At 32.6% G+C, this 18352-nt stretch carries 15 protein-coding genes; 10 read left to right on the top strand and 5 right to left on the bottom strand.

All coding sequences use genetic code 11. The annotated features are described in order from the left end of the window. Positions 1 to 84 precede the first annotated feature (84 nt). On the top strand, positions 85 to 954 hold the full coding sequence (locus AC061C_RS10175) for a lysophospholipid acyltransferase family protein (protein WP_478291084.1): 870 nt from the start codon (positions 85 to 87) through the stop codon (positions 952 to 954). Positions 955 to 1020: 66 nt separating this feature from the next. On the opposite strand, the gene AC061C_RS10170 is transcribed toward AC061C_RS10175, so the two are convergent. Then, positions 1021 to 1428, bottom strand: coding sequence for a response regulator (locus AC061C_RS10170; protein ID WP_478291083.1), 408 nt, complete (start codon positions 1426 to 1428; stop codon positions 1021 to 1023). Continuing rightward, a complete protein-coding gene (locus AC061C_RS10165; protein WP_478291082.1) occupies positions 1425 to 4268 on the bottom strand; it encodes a PAS domain S-box protein in 2844 nt (947 codons plus the stop codon). The genes AC061C_RS10170 and AC061C_RS10165 overlap by 4 nt, the downstream gene beginning before the upstream one ends. A gap of 344 nt (positions 4269 to 4612) precedes the next feature. On the opposite strand from AC061C_RS10165, the gene AC061C_RS10160 reads away from it, so the two are divergent. The 6 genes from AC061C_RS10160 (at position 4613) to AC061C_RS10135 (ending at position 10054) form a co-directional block, all read left to right on the top strand. Further along, complete coding sequence (locus AC061C_RS10160) at positions 4613 to 4768, top strand: hypothetical protein (protein WP_417944822.1); 156 nt, start codon at positions 4613 to 4615, stop codon at positions 4766 to 4768. After that, positions 4768 to 4995 carry a hypothetical protein gene (locus AC061C_RS10155; protein WP_478291081.1) on the top strand — a complete coding sequence of 76 codons (228 nt, stop codon included), beginning with the start codon at positions 4768 to 4770 and terminating at the stop codon, positions 4993 to 4995. The genes AC061C_RS10160 and AC061C_RS10155 overlap by 1 nt, the downstream gene beginning before the upstream one ends. 31 nt (positions 4996 to 5026) lie before the next feature. Continuing rightward, on the top strand, positions 5027 to 5407 hold the full coding sequence (locus AC061C_RS10150) for a YchJ family protein (protein WP_478291080.1): 381 nt from the start codon (positions 5027 to 5029) through the stop codon (positions 5405 to 5407). A 178-nt stretch (positions 5408 to 5585) separates the two neighbouring features. Then, positions 5586 to 6704 (top strand): vWA domain-containing protein, encoded by a 1119-nt coding sequence (locus AC061C_RS10145; protein ID WP_417944817.1) that lies wholly within the window; start codon positions 5586 to 5588, stop codon positions 6702 to 6704. Between the two features lie 138 nt (positions 6705 to 6842). After that, positions 6843 to 8300: a magnesium chelatase gene (locus tag AC061C_RS10140; RefSeq protein WP_478291079.1), complete on the top strand. Its 1458-nt coding sequence runs from the start codon at positions 6843 to 6845 to the stop codon at positions 8298 to 8300. Positions 8301 to 8659: 359 nt separating this feature from the next. Then, positions 8660 to 10054, top strand: coding sequence for an exonuclease domain-containing protein (locus AC061C_RS10135; protein WP_478291078.1), 1395 nt, complete (start codon positions 8660 to 8662; stop codon positions 10052 to 10054). A 36-nt stretch (positions 10055 to 10090) separates the two neighbouring features. Here AC061C_RS10135 and mnmE read toward each other — a convergent pair whose 3' ends face one another. After that, positions 10091 to 11479, bottom strand: a complete 1389-nt coding sequence (gene mnmE / locus AC061C_RS10130) for a tRNA uridine-5-carboxymethylaminomethyl(34) synthesis GTPase MnmE (RefSeq protein WP_478291077.1) — start codon at positions 11477 to 11479, stop codon at positions 10091 to 10093. Positions 11480 to 11656: 177 nt separating this feature from the next. On the opposite strand from mnmE, the gene AC061C_RS10125 reads away from it, so the two are divergent. The 3 genes from AC061C_RS10125 to AC061C_RS10115 all read left to right on the top strand — a co-directional run bounded on the left by AC061C_RS10125 (position 11657) and on the right by AC061C_RS10115 (position 15285). Then, positions 11657 to 12487 carry a universal stress protein gene (locus AC061C_RS10125; RefSeq protein WP_478291076.1) on the top strand — a complete coding sequence of 277 codons (831 nt, stop codon included), beginning with the start codon at positions 11657 to 11659 and terminating at the stop codon, positions 12485 to 12487. Between the two features lie 75 nt (positions 12488 to 12562). Continuing rightward, positions 12563 to 13396, top strand: coding sequence for a universal stress protein (locus tag AC061C_RS10120; RefSeq protein WP_478291075.1), 834 nt, complete (start codon positions 12563 to 12565; stop codon positions 13394 to 13396). A gap of 116 nt (positions 13397 to 13512) precedes the next feature. Beyond that, on the top strand, positions 13513 to 15285 hold the full coding sequence (locus AC061C_RS10115) for a MutS-related protein (RefSeq protein ID WP_478291074.1): 1773 nt from the start codon (positions 13513 to 13515) through the stop codon (positions 15283 to 15285). A 251-nt stretch (positions 15286 to 15536) separates the two neighbouring features. Here the strand turns inward: AC061C_RS10115 and dnaN are convergent, their stop codons facing one another. Beyond that, complete coding sequence (dnaN, locus tag AC061C_RS10110) at positions 15537 to 16655, bottom strand: DNA polymerase III subunit beta (RefSeq protein WP_099715409.1); 1119 nt, start codon at positions 16653 to 16655, stop codon at positions 15537 to 15539. Between the two features lie 103 nt (positions 16656 to 16758). After that, positions 16759 to 18352 (bottom strand): gliding motility-associated ABC transporter substrate-binding protein GldG (gene gldG / locus AC061C_RS10105; RefSeq protein ID WP_478291073.1); only part of this gene is annotated, 1594 nt, incomplete at its 5' end.

The raw sequence follows: 18352 nt of genomic DNA, 5'->3' as shown, positions 1-18352 counted from the left end.
AGTCATTCTAAAATAGTGATTCATAATCTATCAAAATTTATAGCGTCTATATTTTTGGACTATATTTGCAATAAAAGTAACGGCATGCAATTTCTTATTTTTATCTTAACTTTTCCGTTTTTATGGATGGTCTCCATTCTTCCTTTTAGGATCTTTTACTGGTTTTCGGACTTTATTTATATTATAGTTTACTACATTATCGGCTATCGCAAAAAAATTGTCAAAGCAAATTTAGTATTGGCATTACCTCACCTAAGCGACAAAGAACGTTTAATCATTGAAAAAAAATCGTACCATCACATGTGCGATATGTTTCTGGAAATGATTAAAACTATGACTATTTCTGCAGCTGAAATGAATAGAAGGTTTGTCGTAACCAACATTGAATTGGTAAAAGAATATGAAGCTAAAGGAAAAAGTACTGTTTTACTAGCGTCTCATTATGCAAGTTGGGAGTGGTTGTTGTCAGTTAATGAGAAAACTAGCTTTAAGGGAATTGGCGTTTATAAAAAAATTGCCAATACCTATTTTGATAAATTAATTCGAGATATTCGATCAAAATATAATGCTGAACTAGTAGAAACAAAAAATACAATCCCGTTAATCGCCGAAAACCAAAAAAAAGGAATTTTAAGCATGTATGGATTAGCCAGCGATCAATCTCCAAAATTGAACAGAGCCTTCCATTGGGATTCCTTTATGGGAATAGAAGTACCCGTTCATACCGGTGCAGAAATGTTAGCAAAAAAATACGATTTGAATGTGCTTTTTGTTAAAGTAAAGAAATTAAAAAGAGGATTTTACGAAGCTACTTTTATTCCAATTACAGATGATCCTCGTTCGATTCCCGATTTTGGAATTACCAGTATTTTTTTGCGAGAAGTAGAAAAACAAATTATCGAGGCACCTGAATTTTATTTCTGGACGCACAAAAGATGGAAACACAAGAAATAGTGTTCAGTTACGATGCTTAATTATTAATTAATCAGCTTAGTTTAATTTTTAAATTAAAATTACACTTTATTCGTTCAATGCAATTAATTCTAAATCATTCATAGAAATGGGTTTAGATAAGTATCCCACGATGTCTGAGTAGGTTTTAGATTTTTTTTTATCCTCGGCAGCAATTGAAGAACTTACAATGTAAACGATTATTTTTTTATTTAATTGAGATTTTATCAAGCTCATTTCCTCCATAAATTCCCAACCATCCATAATTGGCATGTTGATATCCAACAGAATGATATCTGGAATTTTTTCGGTATTTTCTGTTGTTTTTCTTTTAATGGTGTGCAACGCATCTATTGCGAGTTTGCCGTTTACAAACGAGTTTACAGTAGAAAACAGTTCCGATCGTTGGATAATTTTATTTGCTAAAATTTGATAAATGGCATCATCATCAATAACCCAAATTGATTTTTTTGTCATTGAATATAAATTTTAAATGTTGTGCCTACGTTAGGTTCGCTTTCTACAGTAATATTTCCACCCATGGCATCAATTTGATTTTTGGTAATAAACAATCCAATACCTTTTGAATCGATGTGATTACCAAATGTTTTATACATACCAAAAATTTTATCCGCATTCTTTACCAAGTCAATTCCAACACCATTATCAGAGATCTGAAGGATTTTATTTTCAGAATCAATTATCCATTGAATATAAATTATTGGTTTGCGATCTGGATGGCTATATCGAATAGAATTTGAAATGATATTGTACAAGATACTTTCTAAATAAGCGGGATTGTAATTAATAATCACATTTTCTGGCATTCTCGTCACGAAAGAAACCTCTTTTGCATTTACTTGTTCAGAAAGTACTTTTTGAACTGTTTCTAAATAATGATTTAAGTTTAAAGGTTCTGATACCAAACCAATATTAGTCCTAATTGTAATAACTTCATTGAGGTGGATCATCGTTTCACTCAAAGAATTAGAAACTGATTTTAATAATTGAATCAATTCATTTTTTTCTTCCTCGGAATCAGACGATTCAAGTAATTCCATGATCGAGGCAATATTACTGGTATGTGATCTTAAATTATGGGAGACTATATAGGAGAAGTTCAATAATCTTTTATTTTGCTCGGTAACTAAATTAAAGGAATCATTTAATTTTTTTTCAGATTCTTTGGTTGCAGACACATCAATCATAATACCACGTAAACTAATTGCTTGTCCGTTTTCAGAAATTACGTTTACAATATCTCTCAACCAAACTACTTTTCCATTTTTGGCAATCATTCGGTATTCGAAGTCATGATTTGAGTTTTCATTAACTTTTAAGGTACAATATTCAATAGTCCATTTTTTGTCATCTGGATGAATATGATCTACCCAAAACGTTTCATTTTGTACCCATTCTTCAGCAGAATATCCCAATATTTTTTCAACTTTTTTACTGATAAAATTAAAAGAAAAGGTTTTGGCGTCACACTCCCATACAATTCCATCAATGGTATTTATCAAAGATTCTATTCTTTGCTGAGATTTAAGAATTATGTTTTCAGATGATTTACGATCTGTAATGTCTTCTGTAGAAATAATAATTCTTTCCAAAGATTTTTCATAGCCACGAATAATATTCCATCTTACATTAACGTCTCGGTATTCACCGTCAGTATTTTTCATTTTGGAGTCCATTATCAGTTGATTTTCTCCTTGAGTAATGCCTATTATTTGTTTAATAAAACCGTCAGCAATACTATTGTCAGGTGTTTGAAAGAAGAACGTATTGATCAATTCCTCTTTGTGCTTTACCTTATGAAGGTTCATACACATTGTATTTGCATCAATTATTTTTACTAAATGTAAACATTCAAAAACTACATGTGGATGCGTTTTCAAATAATGAGAAACAGCATCTTTATTTTCATTCATTAGATTTAATTTTTCTAGATGTCTTTTTACTTCTGAAAAATCAGTTTCCCACATAGGAATTGGGGAATCATCGAATAAACTTTTAAATCGAGTTTCACTTTTCTTGATCAAGTGCTCCGCTTCTTTTTTTAACGAAATATCTTCAACAATAGAGATTAGAGAAGTCAATTTTTCGCCTTTTTTAAAGAGGGTTGATACAGATAAATTAACCCAAATAATAGATCCTGATTTTGTGTAGTATCTTTTTTCTAAGTTATATTCTTTTATTTCTCCACTTAATATTTTTTTTAAATTTAATAAATCGATACCTAAATCATCTAAATGAGTTATGGATTGAAAATTTTTATCCTTCATTTCCTGTTGAGAATATCCCAATAATCTGCAAAACTGATTATTAATTTCAATAAAATTACCTGTTACCAAATCAACATGTGCAATACCTACTGCGGCCTGATCAAAAATTGCTTCAAATTTTATTTCAGAATTTAAAAGTTTTGTAGCTTGAACATCCACCAAAGATTGCAGTTCCTCTGGAATCTTTAGTAATTTGAAAATTAAAACACCAAAAAGTGCTGCAAAAATAACCCCTATTATACCAGGTAATATAATGGGTGCATATAAATAATTGTTATGTTTTGAAATCAAATATAGTTTCCAATCTCCGTCGGGAATAGTTGTAGATATATAGTATTTTTGTGAAAAATCACTTTTATTTGGCAGGAAAAAAACTTCTTTTTTAGTTACTAAATTTTCCTTTGAAAACTGAAAGTAATATTTAGAATCTTCTACAGTAGTAATTCCAGAATATTTTAACAGATCATCTAATTTTATGATAACTGCCGAAAACCCCCAGAATTTGTTGTTAATAAAAACAGGAAATCTGCCTACGATACCAGTTCCGCCTTGTTTTAGATTCAAGGGACCTGCAAAATACATTTTTTTTAAAATTACAGATTTAATAGCCTCTGCTTTCAGATTGGGAGTTGTTAATATATTGAGATTTAATGCTGCTTCATTATTTTTTAAAGGATAGATGTATTTAATAATTCCTTGTGGAACTAGTTGTACTGCACTAATAACATTATTGGTTTCTAAAAGCTTTTTACCAACATCATCAAAATTTTCAGGAATCCCTTTATCATTAATCGTTAATGCCAGGGTTAAAGTGGTTGTATAACAGTTTTTTAGAGATTGTTCAAGATTTTGATTGACGATCTTTAGGATATTGCTCATTTCTTGTTGCTCATCTTCCATTACAAGTTGGTATTGTTGCACAACAATAAATCCTGCAATAAAGCTTGAGAATAAAAAAGCGATAAAACCCGTTGTTTTGGATCTATTTAAGAACCAAAGTATAAATTCAGGGTATTTTTTTTTGTCCATTTGAAGCCTTTAAAAAAAATATTGAAATCTGAAATCTTAACTAAATATAATAAAAATAATTCAATACAATGAACTTTTTATAATTGGGGTGCTAATTGAATTTAGAAATGTAAAATCACCATTGATAATTGATTAGTAGAGATTTTATCTTATACAGACAGTATTGCTTGCTTTTTGAAAAAATGCTAAAAAAAAACTAAAATCAACTCTATTACTAGTTGTTATAAAGTCAACTTCATAATTGTAAAAACTCAATACCTAAAAATTAATTGAATTTCAATAAATAAGCCGAACTTTGCAGTCAATATTAAATCAGACAAATGATTTGAGTAATAAAACATTTCATGGGAAGAAATAACGAAAAAAACATAAAAAAGCACAACGATAAATTACACAAAGCGCAGGACAAAGTAAAGCTAGCCGAGATGTTGCGAAAAGAGAAACTAAAACAGATTTCTATAAAGTTCAATCAAAGTAAAACATCTGAAAACAACATATAATGAACACTACTAAATTTGATACTCTAAAAAATGGAATTCAAGAAATAATTGATTTAATTGTTAGTAAAAATGGCAAGGAGGCTATTAACAAGTTAGTAGATGTTAGTGAAGAATTAGATGAATTACTGGACTTTTCAGAGGAAGATGAAGAATTAATAGAAATCAGTAAATATCAAGTACTATTAAATCAATTGCAGCAAAAGATAATTGCCCTTGGTGTGCAATAATAATACGAAATGTTGATATGTTTTTAATGTTATGACTAATACAAAATGCCATTGCTGTTCATCAAAAAGCTTTGTTACATGTTGTGAGCCTTTGCTTAATGGCAACAAAATAGCTGCAACAGCAATAGACTTGATGCGGTCTCGATATACAGCTTATGTCCTGCAGCACATTGATTATTTGATAGCAACTACACACCGTTCTGAAAGAGACAACTATTCAAGAGAAGAACTTTTAAATTGGGACAGTAGTAATACGTGGCTCCAACTAGAAATCATTGACTTTATAGAAAACAAAGTCGAATTTAAAGCGTATTTTCTTGATGATCAAAATCAGAAGCAAATTCACCATGAACTTTCAACTTTTATTTTTGAAAATGGAAGTTGGTTTTACAGTGATGGAGAATTTTTCTAGAGAACGAATAGTAGTCAATAAAAAAATTAGAAAAAGTTTTATACCTTCTTAAATCTTTGTGATAATAGTGTATTAAAGATCCAAATAATTTTCGAGTGATTTTTGGATAAAGCTTTTAACTAAAAATTAATATTCGTTTGTCAAGAGTTTTTTTGTAAAAGACTTAATTTTAACAATTATGAAAAACGACTCTAAAAAAGGATTTTATTTCAAGCAATACGAAGCGCCTTTTCAATCTCCGTTTGATAAACTCTTTGGTATTTTCAAGGAATTAATCACGCATACTTCAGGAGATTTCGATGAAGCAATAGACTGGTTGCGAGAATTGGATACCGAATACAAGCTGACCGATGAGCACTACACCATCGATGATTTTATAGAAGATTTAAAGAAAAAAGGATACATCAGAGACGAACTCAAAGAAGATGGGACCTCTGGAATTGGAATCACGGCCAAGACAGAACGTGCCATTAGGCAACAGGCATTAGATACCATTTTTGGAAATTTAAAACGTTCTGGAAGTGGCAATCATAAAACCAAACATGCCGGAAATGGCGATGAGCATACAGGCGAGTTTAGGGAGTTTCATTTTGGAGACGGACTCGAACGCATTTCCTTGACTGAAAGTTTACGAAACGCACAAATCAATAATGGAGTGGCCGATTTTATGCTAACCGAAAATGATTTGGTTGTAGAGGAAACGCAGTTTAAATCCCAAATGAGCACTGTTTTGATGATTGATATCAGCCACAGTATGATTTTGTACGGCGAAGATAGAATTACACCTGCCAAAAAAGTAGCCATGGCTCTAGCGGAGTTAATTACAACTCGCTACCCAAAAGATACTTTAGATATTTTGGTTTTTGGTAATGATGCCTGGACAATTGCAATTCGAGATTTACCTTATTTAAAAGTAGGACCTTACCATACCAATACTGTAGCCGGTTTGCAACTAGCAATGGATATTTTGCGACGCAAACGAAATACCAACAAACAGATTTTTATGATAACCGATGGGAAACCAAGTTGTGTGCGCGAGAAGGATGGTTCTTATTATATGAATAGCAACGGTCTTGACGAATACATTGTAGATAAATGCTACAACCAAGCGCAACAAGCCCGGAAATTACACATTCCCATCACCACTTTTATGATTGCTAATGACCCGTATTTGCAAAAATTTGTCAATAAATTCACGGAGTCCAACCAAGGGAAAGCTTTTTATACGGGCTTAAAAGGATTGGGCGAAATGATTTTTGAGGATTATGAAACAAACCGTAAAAAGAGAATAAAATAGTTTAGGGCGTTACCACAAGGGTCGGGCTATTCGCTCTATCTTTTGTTTCGCTATCGCTGCACAAAAGGATGCCGCTTTTATCCCTAACGCAAATCCTAATAATAGATCAATTTCAATATCAATTTCAATTAAAAATAAATGAATACCATAAAAACTTTAGGCGAATTAAAAAAATCAGGTTATGTAAGCAAAAGTATAAAAGACGAATTGCGATCTAACCTTAGAGAAAAAATAAAAACAGGAAAACCAACATTTGAAGGCGTACATGGTTTTGAAAATACAGTTATTCCAGAACTGGAACGAGCGATTCTATCCCGTCACAACATCAATTTATTGGGGCTTCGTGGTCAAGCCAAAACGAGATTAGCTCGCAAGATGATCGAATTGTTGGATGAATACATTCCGTTTGTAACGGGTTCCGAGATTAATGACGATCCCTTGCAACCCATTTCTCGTTTTGCTAAGGATATCATTGAGGCCAAAGGCGATGAAACTCCGATATCTTGGTTGCATAGAAGCGAACGTTTTTTTGAAAAACTAGCCACACCAGATGTAACCGTAGCTGACTTGATTGGGGATGTAGATCCTATCAAAGCGGCCAATTTAAAACTTTCTTACGCAGATGATAGAGTGATTCATTTTGGGATGATTCCAAGAGCAAATCGTTGTATTTTTGTAATTAATGAATTACCTGATTTACAAGCTAGAATTCAAGTAGCATTGTTCAACATCTTGCAAGAAGGCGACATACAAATTCGAGGTTTTAAACTAACAATGCCATTGGATATGCAATTTGTATTTACCGCAAATCCAGAAGATTATACCAATCGTGGTAGTATTGTAACGCCGCTAAAAGATAGAATAGGATCCCAAATCTTAACACATTACCCAGATACAATTAAAATAGCTCGTACCATTACAGAGCAGGAAGCAAAACTAGACTTGAGTCAAAGTGATATGGTTTATGTGCCTTCATTAGCGAGAGATTTGTTGGAACAGATTAGTTTTGAAGCACGCGAAAGTGAATATATCGATAACAAAAGTGGCGTAAGTGCACGATTGAGCATAACCGCTTTTGAAAATTTATTGAGTACTGCAGAAAGAAGGGCTTTGAAGTCTGGAGCTGACAAAACAACGTTGCGTTTATCTGATTTTATGGGAATTATTCCAGCAATAACAGGAAAAGTAGAACTGGTATATGAGGGAGAGCAGGAGGGAGCAGCTGCAGTGGCACAACACTTATTAGGTGATGCAATTCATACTTTTTTTCCAGCTTATTTTCCAAAAATTGAAAAACTAGAGAAAGAAGGTCAAAAAACGGCCTACACAGATATCATCGAATGGTTTTTTGTTGAAAGTGGTTTCGAGTTAGTAGACGATTGCTCTGATGAAGAATATGAAAGAATCCTGAGCAGCATAGTTCCTCTTGAGGTTTTGATTAAAAAATACCAACCACAACTTGAAAAAGAAGATAGGTTATTTATGAAAGAATTTATTCTTTGGGGATTAGTCGAATATAAAAAACTAAGTAAAGACCGTTTTTCTGAAGGGTATCAGTTCAAAGATATCTATGGTAGCTTCATTAGTAAGCTGTAGCAATATCAATTTAATTCTAAAAGTCATTTAAGAAATTGCCACTTCGTAATTTCTTAAATGGCTTTTAAATTTTAAGTAGTATTTTTTTTGATTCCGAGGAAAATACATTTCGAAGTAATTAGAATCATTAAATTTTTTCAGTAACAAATTGTATGGAAATAATTTAAAATAATTTCACTTTAACCGCATCTGAGAATTTTTAGCCAAATAATTAGAAATCCATTATACTTTTAAATCTAAATAGCATTTCGAGTGTAATCGAGAAGTTTTAACTGAAAATTTGAGATTTAATTTTTTTGAATAGCTAAGTTATAACTATCACACTTCGAGCGCAGTCGTGATAAACTAGACCGCATAAAATGAAAAAACAAGAATACGCAATAGTAGATATTGAGACCACAGGTGGAAATGCGAGTCACAGCCGAATTACTGAAATTGCTATTATTATTCATGACGGAAAAAATATAATTCACCGCTGGGAAACATTGGTCAACCCACAAAAAGAAATACCACCCGCCATTTTTGCATTAACAGGTATTACCAATGAAATGGTTAAAGATGCACCACTATTTGATTTTATATCAGATCAAGTTTTTGAACTTTTATCAGATCGTGTATTTGTGGCACATAATGTCAATTTTGACTACTCTTTTGTTCGTCACGAACTGGAACGAGCTGGTTTAAAATGGACCGCTAAAAAGCTGTGTACTGTTAGAGCAGCAAGAAAAATTAAACCGGGATTACCATCTTATAGTTTGGGTAGACTTTGCAGTACCTTAGAAATAAATCTCGATAACCGCCATCGTGCGGGAGGAGATGCTGATGCAACTGCAATTTTATTTTCGCGATTACTAGAATGGGATGTTGACAAAGTAATGGATGGAATGATAAAGAAAACATCTCAAGATCAGCGCTTGCCCCCTAATTTAGCTCGTGAAGATTTTGATCAACTGCCTGATAAACCAGGCGTATATTATTTTTACGATGAGCACAAAAAAGTAATATATATTGGAAAAGCTATAAGCATAAAAAAACGAGTAGCATCACATTTTGGAGGTCATAAAATCACACCGCAAAGACAATATTTTTTGCGTGATATCTACCATATTACTTACGAAATTTGCGGAACAGAATTAATGGCATTGTTGCTTGAGTGTAGTGAAATAAAGCAGTTATGGCCTATTCATAATAAATCTTTGAAGCGCTTTGAACCAAAATTCGGATTATTTGAATACGAAGCAAGGAATGGATATAGGTATCTAGCAGTTGGAAAATTAGCCAAAAATCAAAATTGCTTAGAAACATTTGATCATATGTACGGTGGTATAAATTTATTGCAAGAATTAGCACAAAAATTTGATATTGATAGTAGATTTTGTAAATATGGCGGTATGGCTGATGGAGTTTTTACAACTCAAGAAAATATAATTTACTTACCTGATATGGATTTACACAATGATCAAATCCAAGTTGCTATTGATTTTTATTTGAATAGCAGAATCAGTTTTGCTATAATTGATAAAGGAAGAACTACTGACGAACGTAGTTGTATCTTGGTAGAAAAAGGACAATTTTATGGCATGGGCTATTTAGATTCCGATGCGATCATTACTGTTTCGAATCAAATAAAAGAGCATATTAAACCGTACAAAACAAATCAATATAGTACGCAATTGGTTTTAAATTATGCCAAAAAATATCCTAGAAAGGTTATCATTTTTAATAAAGATGAAGATTCAATTATTTACGATTAATACTTGTTTTCGAATCTATGTATTACATTTTCGGTACTATTTCCCGATGCAGAAATTAGCAAAAATATTACCCAACAATTCGTCATTGGTTACTTGTCCGGTTATCATTCCGAAATGGTATAAGGCCTCTCGGATGTCTAGAGCCATTAAATCGCTAGACAAGTTGGTTTCGAGACCGTATTTTACCTTTGTAATTTCTTCAAGTGCTTTAAGTAACGAATCGTAATGCCTCGTATTAGTCACGATGGTTTCGTTATTGCGTAAGGCGCCAGTATTGACAAAAGAGAGTAATTGATTCTTTAAATCCTCAACTCCCAGTTTTTCTTTGGCAGAAATAAGTACGATTTCGGGAATTTCATTTCTTAAATTAATAATTTCTATTTCTTCTAATTTATCAGCTTTGTTACCAATTATTACAAGAGGTTTCAACGGAAATTGATTCTTAATTTTTTCTAGTTCTACCTTTAACTTTAAACCTGAAACTTTAAATTCAGAACTGTCAAAAAGAAAAACGACTACTTGCGCTTGTTCGATTTTTTCGAATGTTTTTTTGATACCAATACTTTCTACAACATCTTCCGTTTCTCTAATTCCTGCGGTATCGATGAATCGGAAACCAATTCCGCCAATGACCAATTCATCTTCTATGGTGTCACGTGTTGTTCCTGCAATTTCCGAAACGATGGCACGTTCTTCATTAAGTAAAGCGTTTAATAGGGTTGATTTCCCCACATTTGGTTCACCCACAATAGCTACTGGAATTCCGTTTTTAATAACATTTCCCACAGCAAACGAGTCAATCAAACGTTTCAATACAAACTCAATCCTATTCAACAATTCGTGAAATTGAGTTCTATCAGCAAATTCAACATCTTCTTCGGCAAAGTCTAATTCGAGTTCTATCAGCGAAGCAAAATTCAACAGTTCTTCTCTTAGTTTGGCAATTTCATTACTAAAACCACCACGCATTTGCTGCATTGCAATTTGGTGGCTAGCTTCGTTGTCCGACGAAATCAAATCGGCAACAGCTTCGGCTTGCGACAAATCCAGTTTTCCATTTAAGAATGCGCGCAAGGTAAATTCACCGGCATCAGCCATGCGGCAACCTTTTCGAAGTAACAACTGAATTATTTGCTGTTGGATATATGTAGAACCGTGACATGAAATTTCAATTGTATTTTCACCAGTATACGAATTAGGTCCTTTAAAAATAGAAATTAAAACTTCATCCAAAGTTTTATTATTGTCCATAATATGTCCTAAATGTAACGTATGCGTTTTTTGGGTTGTTAATTCTTTGTTTTTTATGGATTTAAAAACAGAATTTCCTATTGCAATGGCATCTTGTCCAGAAATTCGAATTACTGCAATAGCACCCGCACCAGAGGGAGTTGCTAGTGCTACTATGGAATCTTGAGGTATCATATTTAAATTCAATTTGATGCAAAAGTAAGCAAAATTGACATGGCTACAAGACTGGCTTATTAAACCATTGACTTTATTTTTTGTTAAAAATTAGCCAAACTGATAATTATCATTCTGTTTTGTTTTTCGTTTTGTAAATTTATATAAATAATTGATTTTCAATAATATAATTGTTTTATGAAAAAGATTCTATTTCCTACTGACTTTTCAGAAGTGTCTAGAAACGCGTTTATTTACGCATTAAAATTGGCAGAATTCATTAACGCCGAAATAGTTACAATGCATGTGTATCAATTGCCACAAGCCAATTATGTTAATGTATCGGAGTATTTACATGAAATGTATAATGTAACAGAACTTAGTAATTTTGAAAACTATAAAGATGAAGTTCCTATTTTAAGAAAAATTGCAGAAGAAAACAATTTAACTCATATCAAAATAAGTCATGTTTTGATTTTGGGAAATTTGGTTCCAGAAATAAAAAAAATAACAGAGAATGAAAATTTCGATTTCGTAGTTATGGGTACTAAAGGTGCCACTAGTCTTAAAGAAACTTTTTTCGGTACAATAGCCACAAAAGTAATGAATGATGTTACAGCATTAGTTTTGGCAATACCGGAGCACTGTAGATATTATCCTATCAAAAAAATACTGTTTATTACGCAATACAAACCGGAGGATACGGGTTCTTTTATAAGAGTCCTTTTTTTAGCCAAAATATTTCAAGCACCTATTGATTGCCTGTATATAGCGTCTCAGCAACATGAAATTAAAGATGAAAGCAGAGAAGATTGGAAGGTTTTAGTAGAAAACAATGAAGTTACATTTCACTCTATCAAAGGAGAAGATGTGGAAGGAATTATTTTAAATTTTACCGATTTGCACAAAATTAATTTGATAGCAATGCATGTGCATCACAGAAATTTCTTTGATAAACTTTTCGAAATCAGTCTTTCAAAAAAATTAGCATTTCACATCAATGTACCAATTTTGGCGATTCATGAATAAAATTAATTCTGATTCGAATACTCGAAAAACACTCAAAATTTATTAGTAAATGAATCCTTTAAAAGAATAGTAAAAATGAAAAAAATTCTCTTTCCAACCGATTTTTCTACAGTAGCTACAAATGCTTTTGTACATGCTTTAGAATTTGCAAAAATAGTTCATGGGGAACTTGTTTTATTGCACAGCTTTGAGCTGCCAATTTATGACAATCAGTTTTTTCCTGAAAATTACGCGGTCCTTTACGATTCATTAGCGTTAGCGAAATTTGATATGTTTAAAGATGAAATCCCAAAATTGCGAGCCATAGCAGAAGAACGTCATCTTGATAAAATAAAAATGTCTCATAGATTAATGGATGGAGATTTACTTAATAATATTAAAAAATCTATCAAAGAAGATAAAATAGATTTTGTCATAATGGGAACTGCTGGAGCCACGGGATGGGATACTTTTTTTATAGGTACCAATACAGGTTCTGTAATTTCTGGAATAGATGTTCCTATGTTTTGTATCCCTATAGAAGCCAAATTTAAGAAAATTGAAGTTATCGGATTCACAACTCGTTTTAGAACCAAAGACAAAAAAGCATTAAAAATGGTTCTCCATTTAGCAAAAAATGCAGGTGCTATTGTGAAATGTTTGTATGTAAAAACGAGCGAATCAGATGTTACAAAAGTAACCATACAAGAATGGGAAGATGAATTTATTGCAGAACCGCTTCATTTTTTTATAGTAAATAGCAATGAGGTTCAGGAAAGTATTATTGATTTTATAAACTATAAAGAAGTAGATGTGTTGACCATGTTGCCCTATAAAAGAGGTTTTTTTGAAAGTATTTTTAATCCAAGCTTGACAAAAAAAATAACAACACATTTTGATATTCCTATTTTAACCATTCCAATTGCTTGATTATAGGAGTTTAAGCAATAGTGCAGCATATCGTGCTTTATGGCAGCGCCAATAGCTATTGATTTAAAGATCATAGCGCAATCTATTTCGTATATTTGTGATTCATCAAAATCAATATGGAAATATATCAGGAGAAAAAAGCACGATTTATATCAAAAGTAACAGCAATCAACAAACAGTATAGCAGCATTAGTATATTACGATTAATTGCCATTGCTCTTTTTGTTGTTTCCAGTTATTATTATATACAAAACAGTGAGGTTGTATTTCTTGTTGTTGCCGTTTGCTTGTTTATAACTTTTATTGTTCTCATGCGTTTCCACACGACATTAGCATTCAAAAGAAAACTCCATCAAAGTTTAGTAACAATCAATGAAAATGAAATAGCGTATTTAAAAAGAGATAAAATTCCTTTTGAAAACGGGCTAGAATTTATTGATTTTCAACATCCTTACGCCTATGATTTAGATATTTTTGGAGAACATTCATTGTTTCAAAACTGTAATAGAACCGCCACTTATGTTGGTAAAAAGAGATTAGCAAACCAATTGTTGACACTTTTGCCAAAGGATCAAATTAGAGATAATCAACAAGCAATCAAAGAATTATCCGAAAAATTAGATTGGCGTCAGGAATTTTTGGCTTTCGCCAAAGTAGGAAATGATAATCGATCAAATTTTGAAACCTTGCTCAAGTGGACTACTTTCAATAGTATTCCGTTATCCAAGTCAAGCGTATACATTTCTTATGCAACACCAATGCTTTTTCTGGGATTTGTGATTGCGTATATTGTATCTTCAAATCTTGTTTACGCTTCAATTTTATCGTATTTATTTGTAATCAACTTAATAATTTTAGGCAGATTTATCAAGCGAATTCAATGCGAAATAGCTAATTCTACTGCAATTGATAAAACCATTCACCAATATAGTTTGCTTTTACAAAAAATAGAAGACGAAAGTTTTAAGTCGGAAAAACTAGTTGCTTTACAGCAAAAACTAAAATTCAAGAAAGAAAATGCAAGTATTCATTTGAAACAGTTAGCTGACTTGTTTTCAAGGATGGATAGCATTTCAAATTTCGTTACTGCTATCGTTTTTAATGGAACTTTTTTATTTAATCTTCATGTATTAAAATCGCTAATTCAATGGAAAAATGATCATGCCGAGGTACTTGAGGAATGGCTCAATGTTATAGGCGAATTTGAAATGCTGAATAGTTTGGCCAACATGTCCTATAATAACCCCGACTTTGTATTCCCAACTTTAAATGAAAATTTTGAAGTTGATTTTACAGATTTAAGTCATCCGTTATTAAATCCTAAAACCAGAATAGGCAATAATGTACGTTTTCAACCACAATCCTTTATGATTTTAACGGGTTCAAATATGTCAGGTAAAAGTACTTTTTTGAGAAGTTTAGGAATTAATATGGTTTTATCTGGAATAGGTTCGCCTGTTTGTGCAAGCCAAGCGAATGTGCATCCGTTACCCGTTTTGGTTTCGATGCGATTATCCGATTCGTTGTCCGATAGTGAATCGTATTTCTTTGCTGAAATAAAGCGCCTAAAGCAAATCATGGACGAGCTCGAAAATAGACCTGCATTTGTTTTATTGGACGAAATATTGCGCGGAACAAACTCTGATGATAAACGAAATGGAACAATTGAAGTAGTCAAAAAAGTGATTGCGAAAAAAGCAATTGGAGCCATTGCAACGCACGATATAGAAGTTTGCTTGACAACAAATGAATATCCAAATATACTAACCAATAAATGCTTTGAAGTAGAGATTGTCGATAATGAACTCCATTTTGATTACAAGTTACATGATGGAATTTGTAAAAATAGAAGCGCTACATTTTTAATGAAAAAAATGGGCGTTATTTAGTTTAAATTAATAGACTTCTTAGATTTCACACTAATTATATCCATGTGCGGTTTGTCTTTGCAACGAACGAAGCAAACCCACTAATGCAAGCAGCCGAAATTAATCATCGAAAAGGAAAACACAATGAAATTTAGCCTTGTTTAGAATAACATAAAGTGAAACACATAAAAACAAAAAACCGTCTCGATTTATCGAGACGGTTTCTTAAATATAAAAGTGGTTTGGTTAATAGCGTATATCAAATGGTAATCTTAGCTGTTTAGCATTACAGGCATTACAAGCATGGTAACAGTTTCGCCTTCCTCTAATCCATCAACTGGAGTTAAAATTCCGGCTCTATTTGGTAATGACATTTCAAGCATAATCATATCAGATTGCAAATTAGTCAACATCTCTGTCAGGAAACGAGAGTTGTAGCCTATTTGCATATCATCACCTTGGTAATCACAAGTCAATCTTTCTTCGGCTTTGTTTGAATAATCAATATCTTCTGCAGATACATTCAATTCAGCACCAGCAATTTTCAATCTAATTTGGTGTGTAGTTTTATTCGAAAATATCGCTACACGACGCACAGAACTCAAAAATTGAGAACGGTCAATCATTAATTTATTTGGATTCTCTTTTGGAATTACCGCTTCGTAATTTGGATATTTTCCGTCAATTAAACGACACATTAAAACATAATTATCAAAAGAAAAAGTAGCATTCGAATCATTGTATTCAATCTTTACTTCAGCATCTGAAGTTCCAAGAATATTTTTTAAAATGTTCAAAGGTTTCTTTGGCATAATGAAATCAGCCACTTGAGAAGCCGTTACATCCGTACGAGCATATTTCACTAATTTGTGCGCATCAGTGGCAACAAATGTTAATCCTTGTGGAGAAAACTGGAAGAATACTCCAGACATAACCGGACGTAAATCATCATTTCCGGCAGCAAAAATAGTTTTGCTTATTGCAGTTGCCAAAACATCAGCAGGGACGAGTGTTACAGAAGGATCATCTAAATTAACCGATTTTGGAAATTCATCACCAGGAGCATATGCCAAAGCATATTTTCCAGAATTAGAACTAATTTCAATCGTACTGTTTTCTTCAACGGTGAAAGTTAACGGCTGTTCTGGGAATGTTTTAAGGATTTCCAATAGCAATTTTGCAGGGACAGCAACGCTTCCTTTACTTTCTGAATCAATTCCTAAAGTTGCAGACATAGTTGTCTCTAAATCAGAAGCAGAAACCGTTAATACATTATGGTCTAGATCGAATAAAAAGTTATCTAAAATAGGCAAGGTATTACTGCTGTTGATAACGTTACCTAAAACTTGTAATTGTTTCAATAAGTACGAACTCGATACTATAAATTTCATCTGTTTTGTTTTATTTTTTATGGTATTCCTTTTATTTCGAAACACGATATAGGATACAAATATATCGTAAACTATTCTAGTTTGGAAACTTTTTTATTAACATCTATTTGCTGTATTTTCTTTTTCGAACGAAAGTAAACACAACACCAAAAAGTATTAAAATTAGAATTGGAAGTCCGATAGTTAGGATTTGTGTTTGGGTGTAGTTTTCATAAACTTTTTCTTTATCCAATAAAGGCAAATCAAGATCTTTACTTCGAATGTTAATAAGTCCGTTGTCATCCAATAGGTAATTGACGCAATTGATTAGGAAATCTTTGTTATCATACAAATTTCCTGACCTTTGATCGTAGCCCAGTTCTATGGGTTGGAAGTTTTTATCCAATTGGTTTTTTATTAAATCACCATCAGAAATCACAATCATTTTGTTTTTTTGTCCTATTGCTTTAAACGTGTTTTGTTCAAAGGGTAGAACTCTGTTTTCAAACATGGAATGAAATGATCCTTCCAATAAAACCGATAATGGAATCTTTCCTGTGTTTAAATAATCGTTTGGCGAAGTTTTTTCGGCAACTATGTTTAGATTTATCGTTGTTGGGGTTCCTATTTTTTTCGAATATTGTGAGGATTCCAACAGTATGGTTTTCTTAATTCCGTTTTTTAAGGTATCGATAGGATTTGCAAAATCAAATTTGATTCCTCCTAAATTTTTCACAATCGGATGCAAACTGTTTGGATACACTTGGGGCGCAAATTTCCAATTAAATTCTTGAAATTGTGTTGCACTTCCTTGTTCTCCGGTAGCTAGTTTTATGGGACTTCCTTGTTCATCTTTTACTAAATCAGGGTTGATTCGAATGCCGTATTTAAAGAACATATCATTCAAGTTTAAATCTCGTGGATACGCCAAAGTAGATCCAGAAGGATTGTATAAACTGTCCATTTCTACTGAGACTTGGTCAATCAGCCATAAAGTTTTCCCTCCGTTCATGATAAACTGATCTAAAACTTGTTTCTCAGCATCGGTAAACGTTTCAGTAGGTTTAGCAATAACAGCTAAGTCATATTTCTCTAAAGCTTGCAAACTTGCAATAGGACTTTTTGCAACCGAATCTAAAGTAAAAGGCCCGATAAAATAACTTTCGCGAACTTGCAAAAGAAATTTAGCCATCAAAATATCCTGCAATTCACCGTTTCCTTTTATAACAGCGATTTTCTTTTGTTTGGCTTTAGTAATCTTATTGAGCGCTTCGGCAATGGAGTATTCCAAATGTTGCACAGAGCCAATCACTTTTTGTGTAGTTGAGGCGCCCATAATATTTTTCAGCAGTGGAATATTTACTTCCTTATTGTCATAAACGGCAATTGCCCAAGGAAAAACCATCGCTTGGGATTGCTTTCCTTTGTCGTCAACGGTTATGTTTATTGGCGTAAGCCCTTTTCGATACAAGTCTTTAATATTGTCCATGCTGGCGTCCTCGTTCTCCAAAGGATCTACGAATTCAAAAACAATATTGGAGTTGTATGCCTGAAATTCTTCTAGTAATTGTTTCGTTTCTTGTTGTAAACGTTTGAATTCGGCAGGCAAATCCCCCTGTATGTATACTTTTATAGATAACGGATTTTGAACTTGCTCGATGATGTTCAAAGAAGTAAGGGAAAGCGTGTACCTTTTATCTTTTGTTAGATCAAAACGA

It is taken from the genome of Flavobacterium sp. GNP010, from assembly GCF_056428945.1.
The sequence above is the reverse complement of the archived record's forward strand: the minus strand, read 5'-3'. Positions and strand labels throughout refer to the sequence as shown.

Coding starts and splice junctions, on each gene's coding strand:
- AC061C_RS10175 (WP_478291084.1), top strand. CDS start 85: ATGCAATTTCTTATTTTTATCTTAACTTTTCCGTTTTTATGGATGGTC.
- AC061C_RS10170 (WP_478291083.1), bottom strand. CDS start 1,428: ATGACAAAAAAATCAATTTGGGTTATTGATGATGATGCCATTTATCAA.
- AC061C_RS10165 (WP_478291082.1), bottom strand. CDS start 4,268: ATGGACAAAAAAAAATACCCTGAATTTATACTTTGGTTCTTAAATAGA.
- AC061C_RS10160 (WP_417944822.1), top strand. CDS start 4,613: ATGGGAAGAAATAACGAAAAAAACATAAAAAAGCACAACGATAAATTA.
- AC061C_RS10155 (WP_478291081.1), top strand. CDS start 4,768: ATGAACACTACTAAATTTGATACTCTAAAAAATGGAATTCAAGAAATA.
- AC061C_RS10150 (WP_478291080.1), top strand. CDS start 5,027: ATGACTAATACAAAATGCCATTGCTGTTCATCAAAAAGCTTTGTTACA.
- AC061C_RS10145 (WP_417944817.1), top strand. CDS start 5,586: ATGAAAAACGACTCTAAAAAAGGATTTTATTTCAAGCAATACGAAGCG.
- AC061C_RS10140 (WP_478291079.1), top strand. CDS start 6,843: ATGAATACCATAAAAACTTTAGGCGAATTAAAAAAATCAGGTTATGTA.
- AC061C_RS10135 (WP_478291078.1), top strand. CDS start 8,660: ATGAAAAAACAAGAATACGCAATAGTAGATATTGAGACCACAGGTGGA.
- mnmE (WP_478291077.1), bottom strand. CDS start 11,479: ATGATACCTCAAGATTCCATAGTAGCACTAGCAACTCCCTCTGGTGCG.
- AC061C_RS10125 (WP_478291076.1), top strand. CDS start 11,657: ATGAAAAAGATTCTATTTCCTACTGACTTTTCAGAAGTGTCTAGAAAC.
- AC061C_RS10120 (WP_478291075.1), top strand. CDS start 12,563: ATGAAAAAAATTCTCTTTCCAACCGATTTTTCTACAGTAGCTACAAAT.
- AC061C_RS10115 (WP_478291074.1), top strand. CDS start 13,513: ATGGAAATATATCAGGAGAAAAAAGCACGATTTATATCAAAAGTAACA.
- dnaN (WP_099715409.1), bottom strand. CDS start 16,655: ATGAAATTTATAGTATCGAGTTCGTACTTATTGAAACAATTACAAGTT.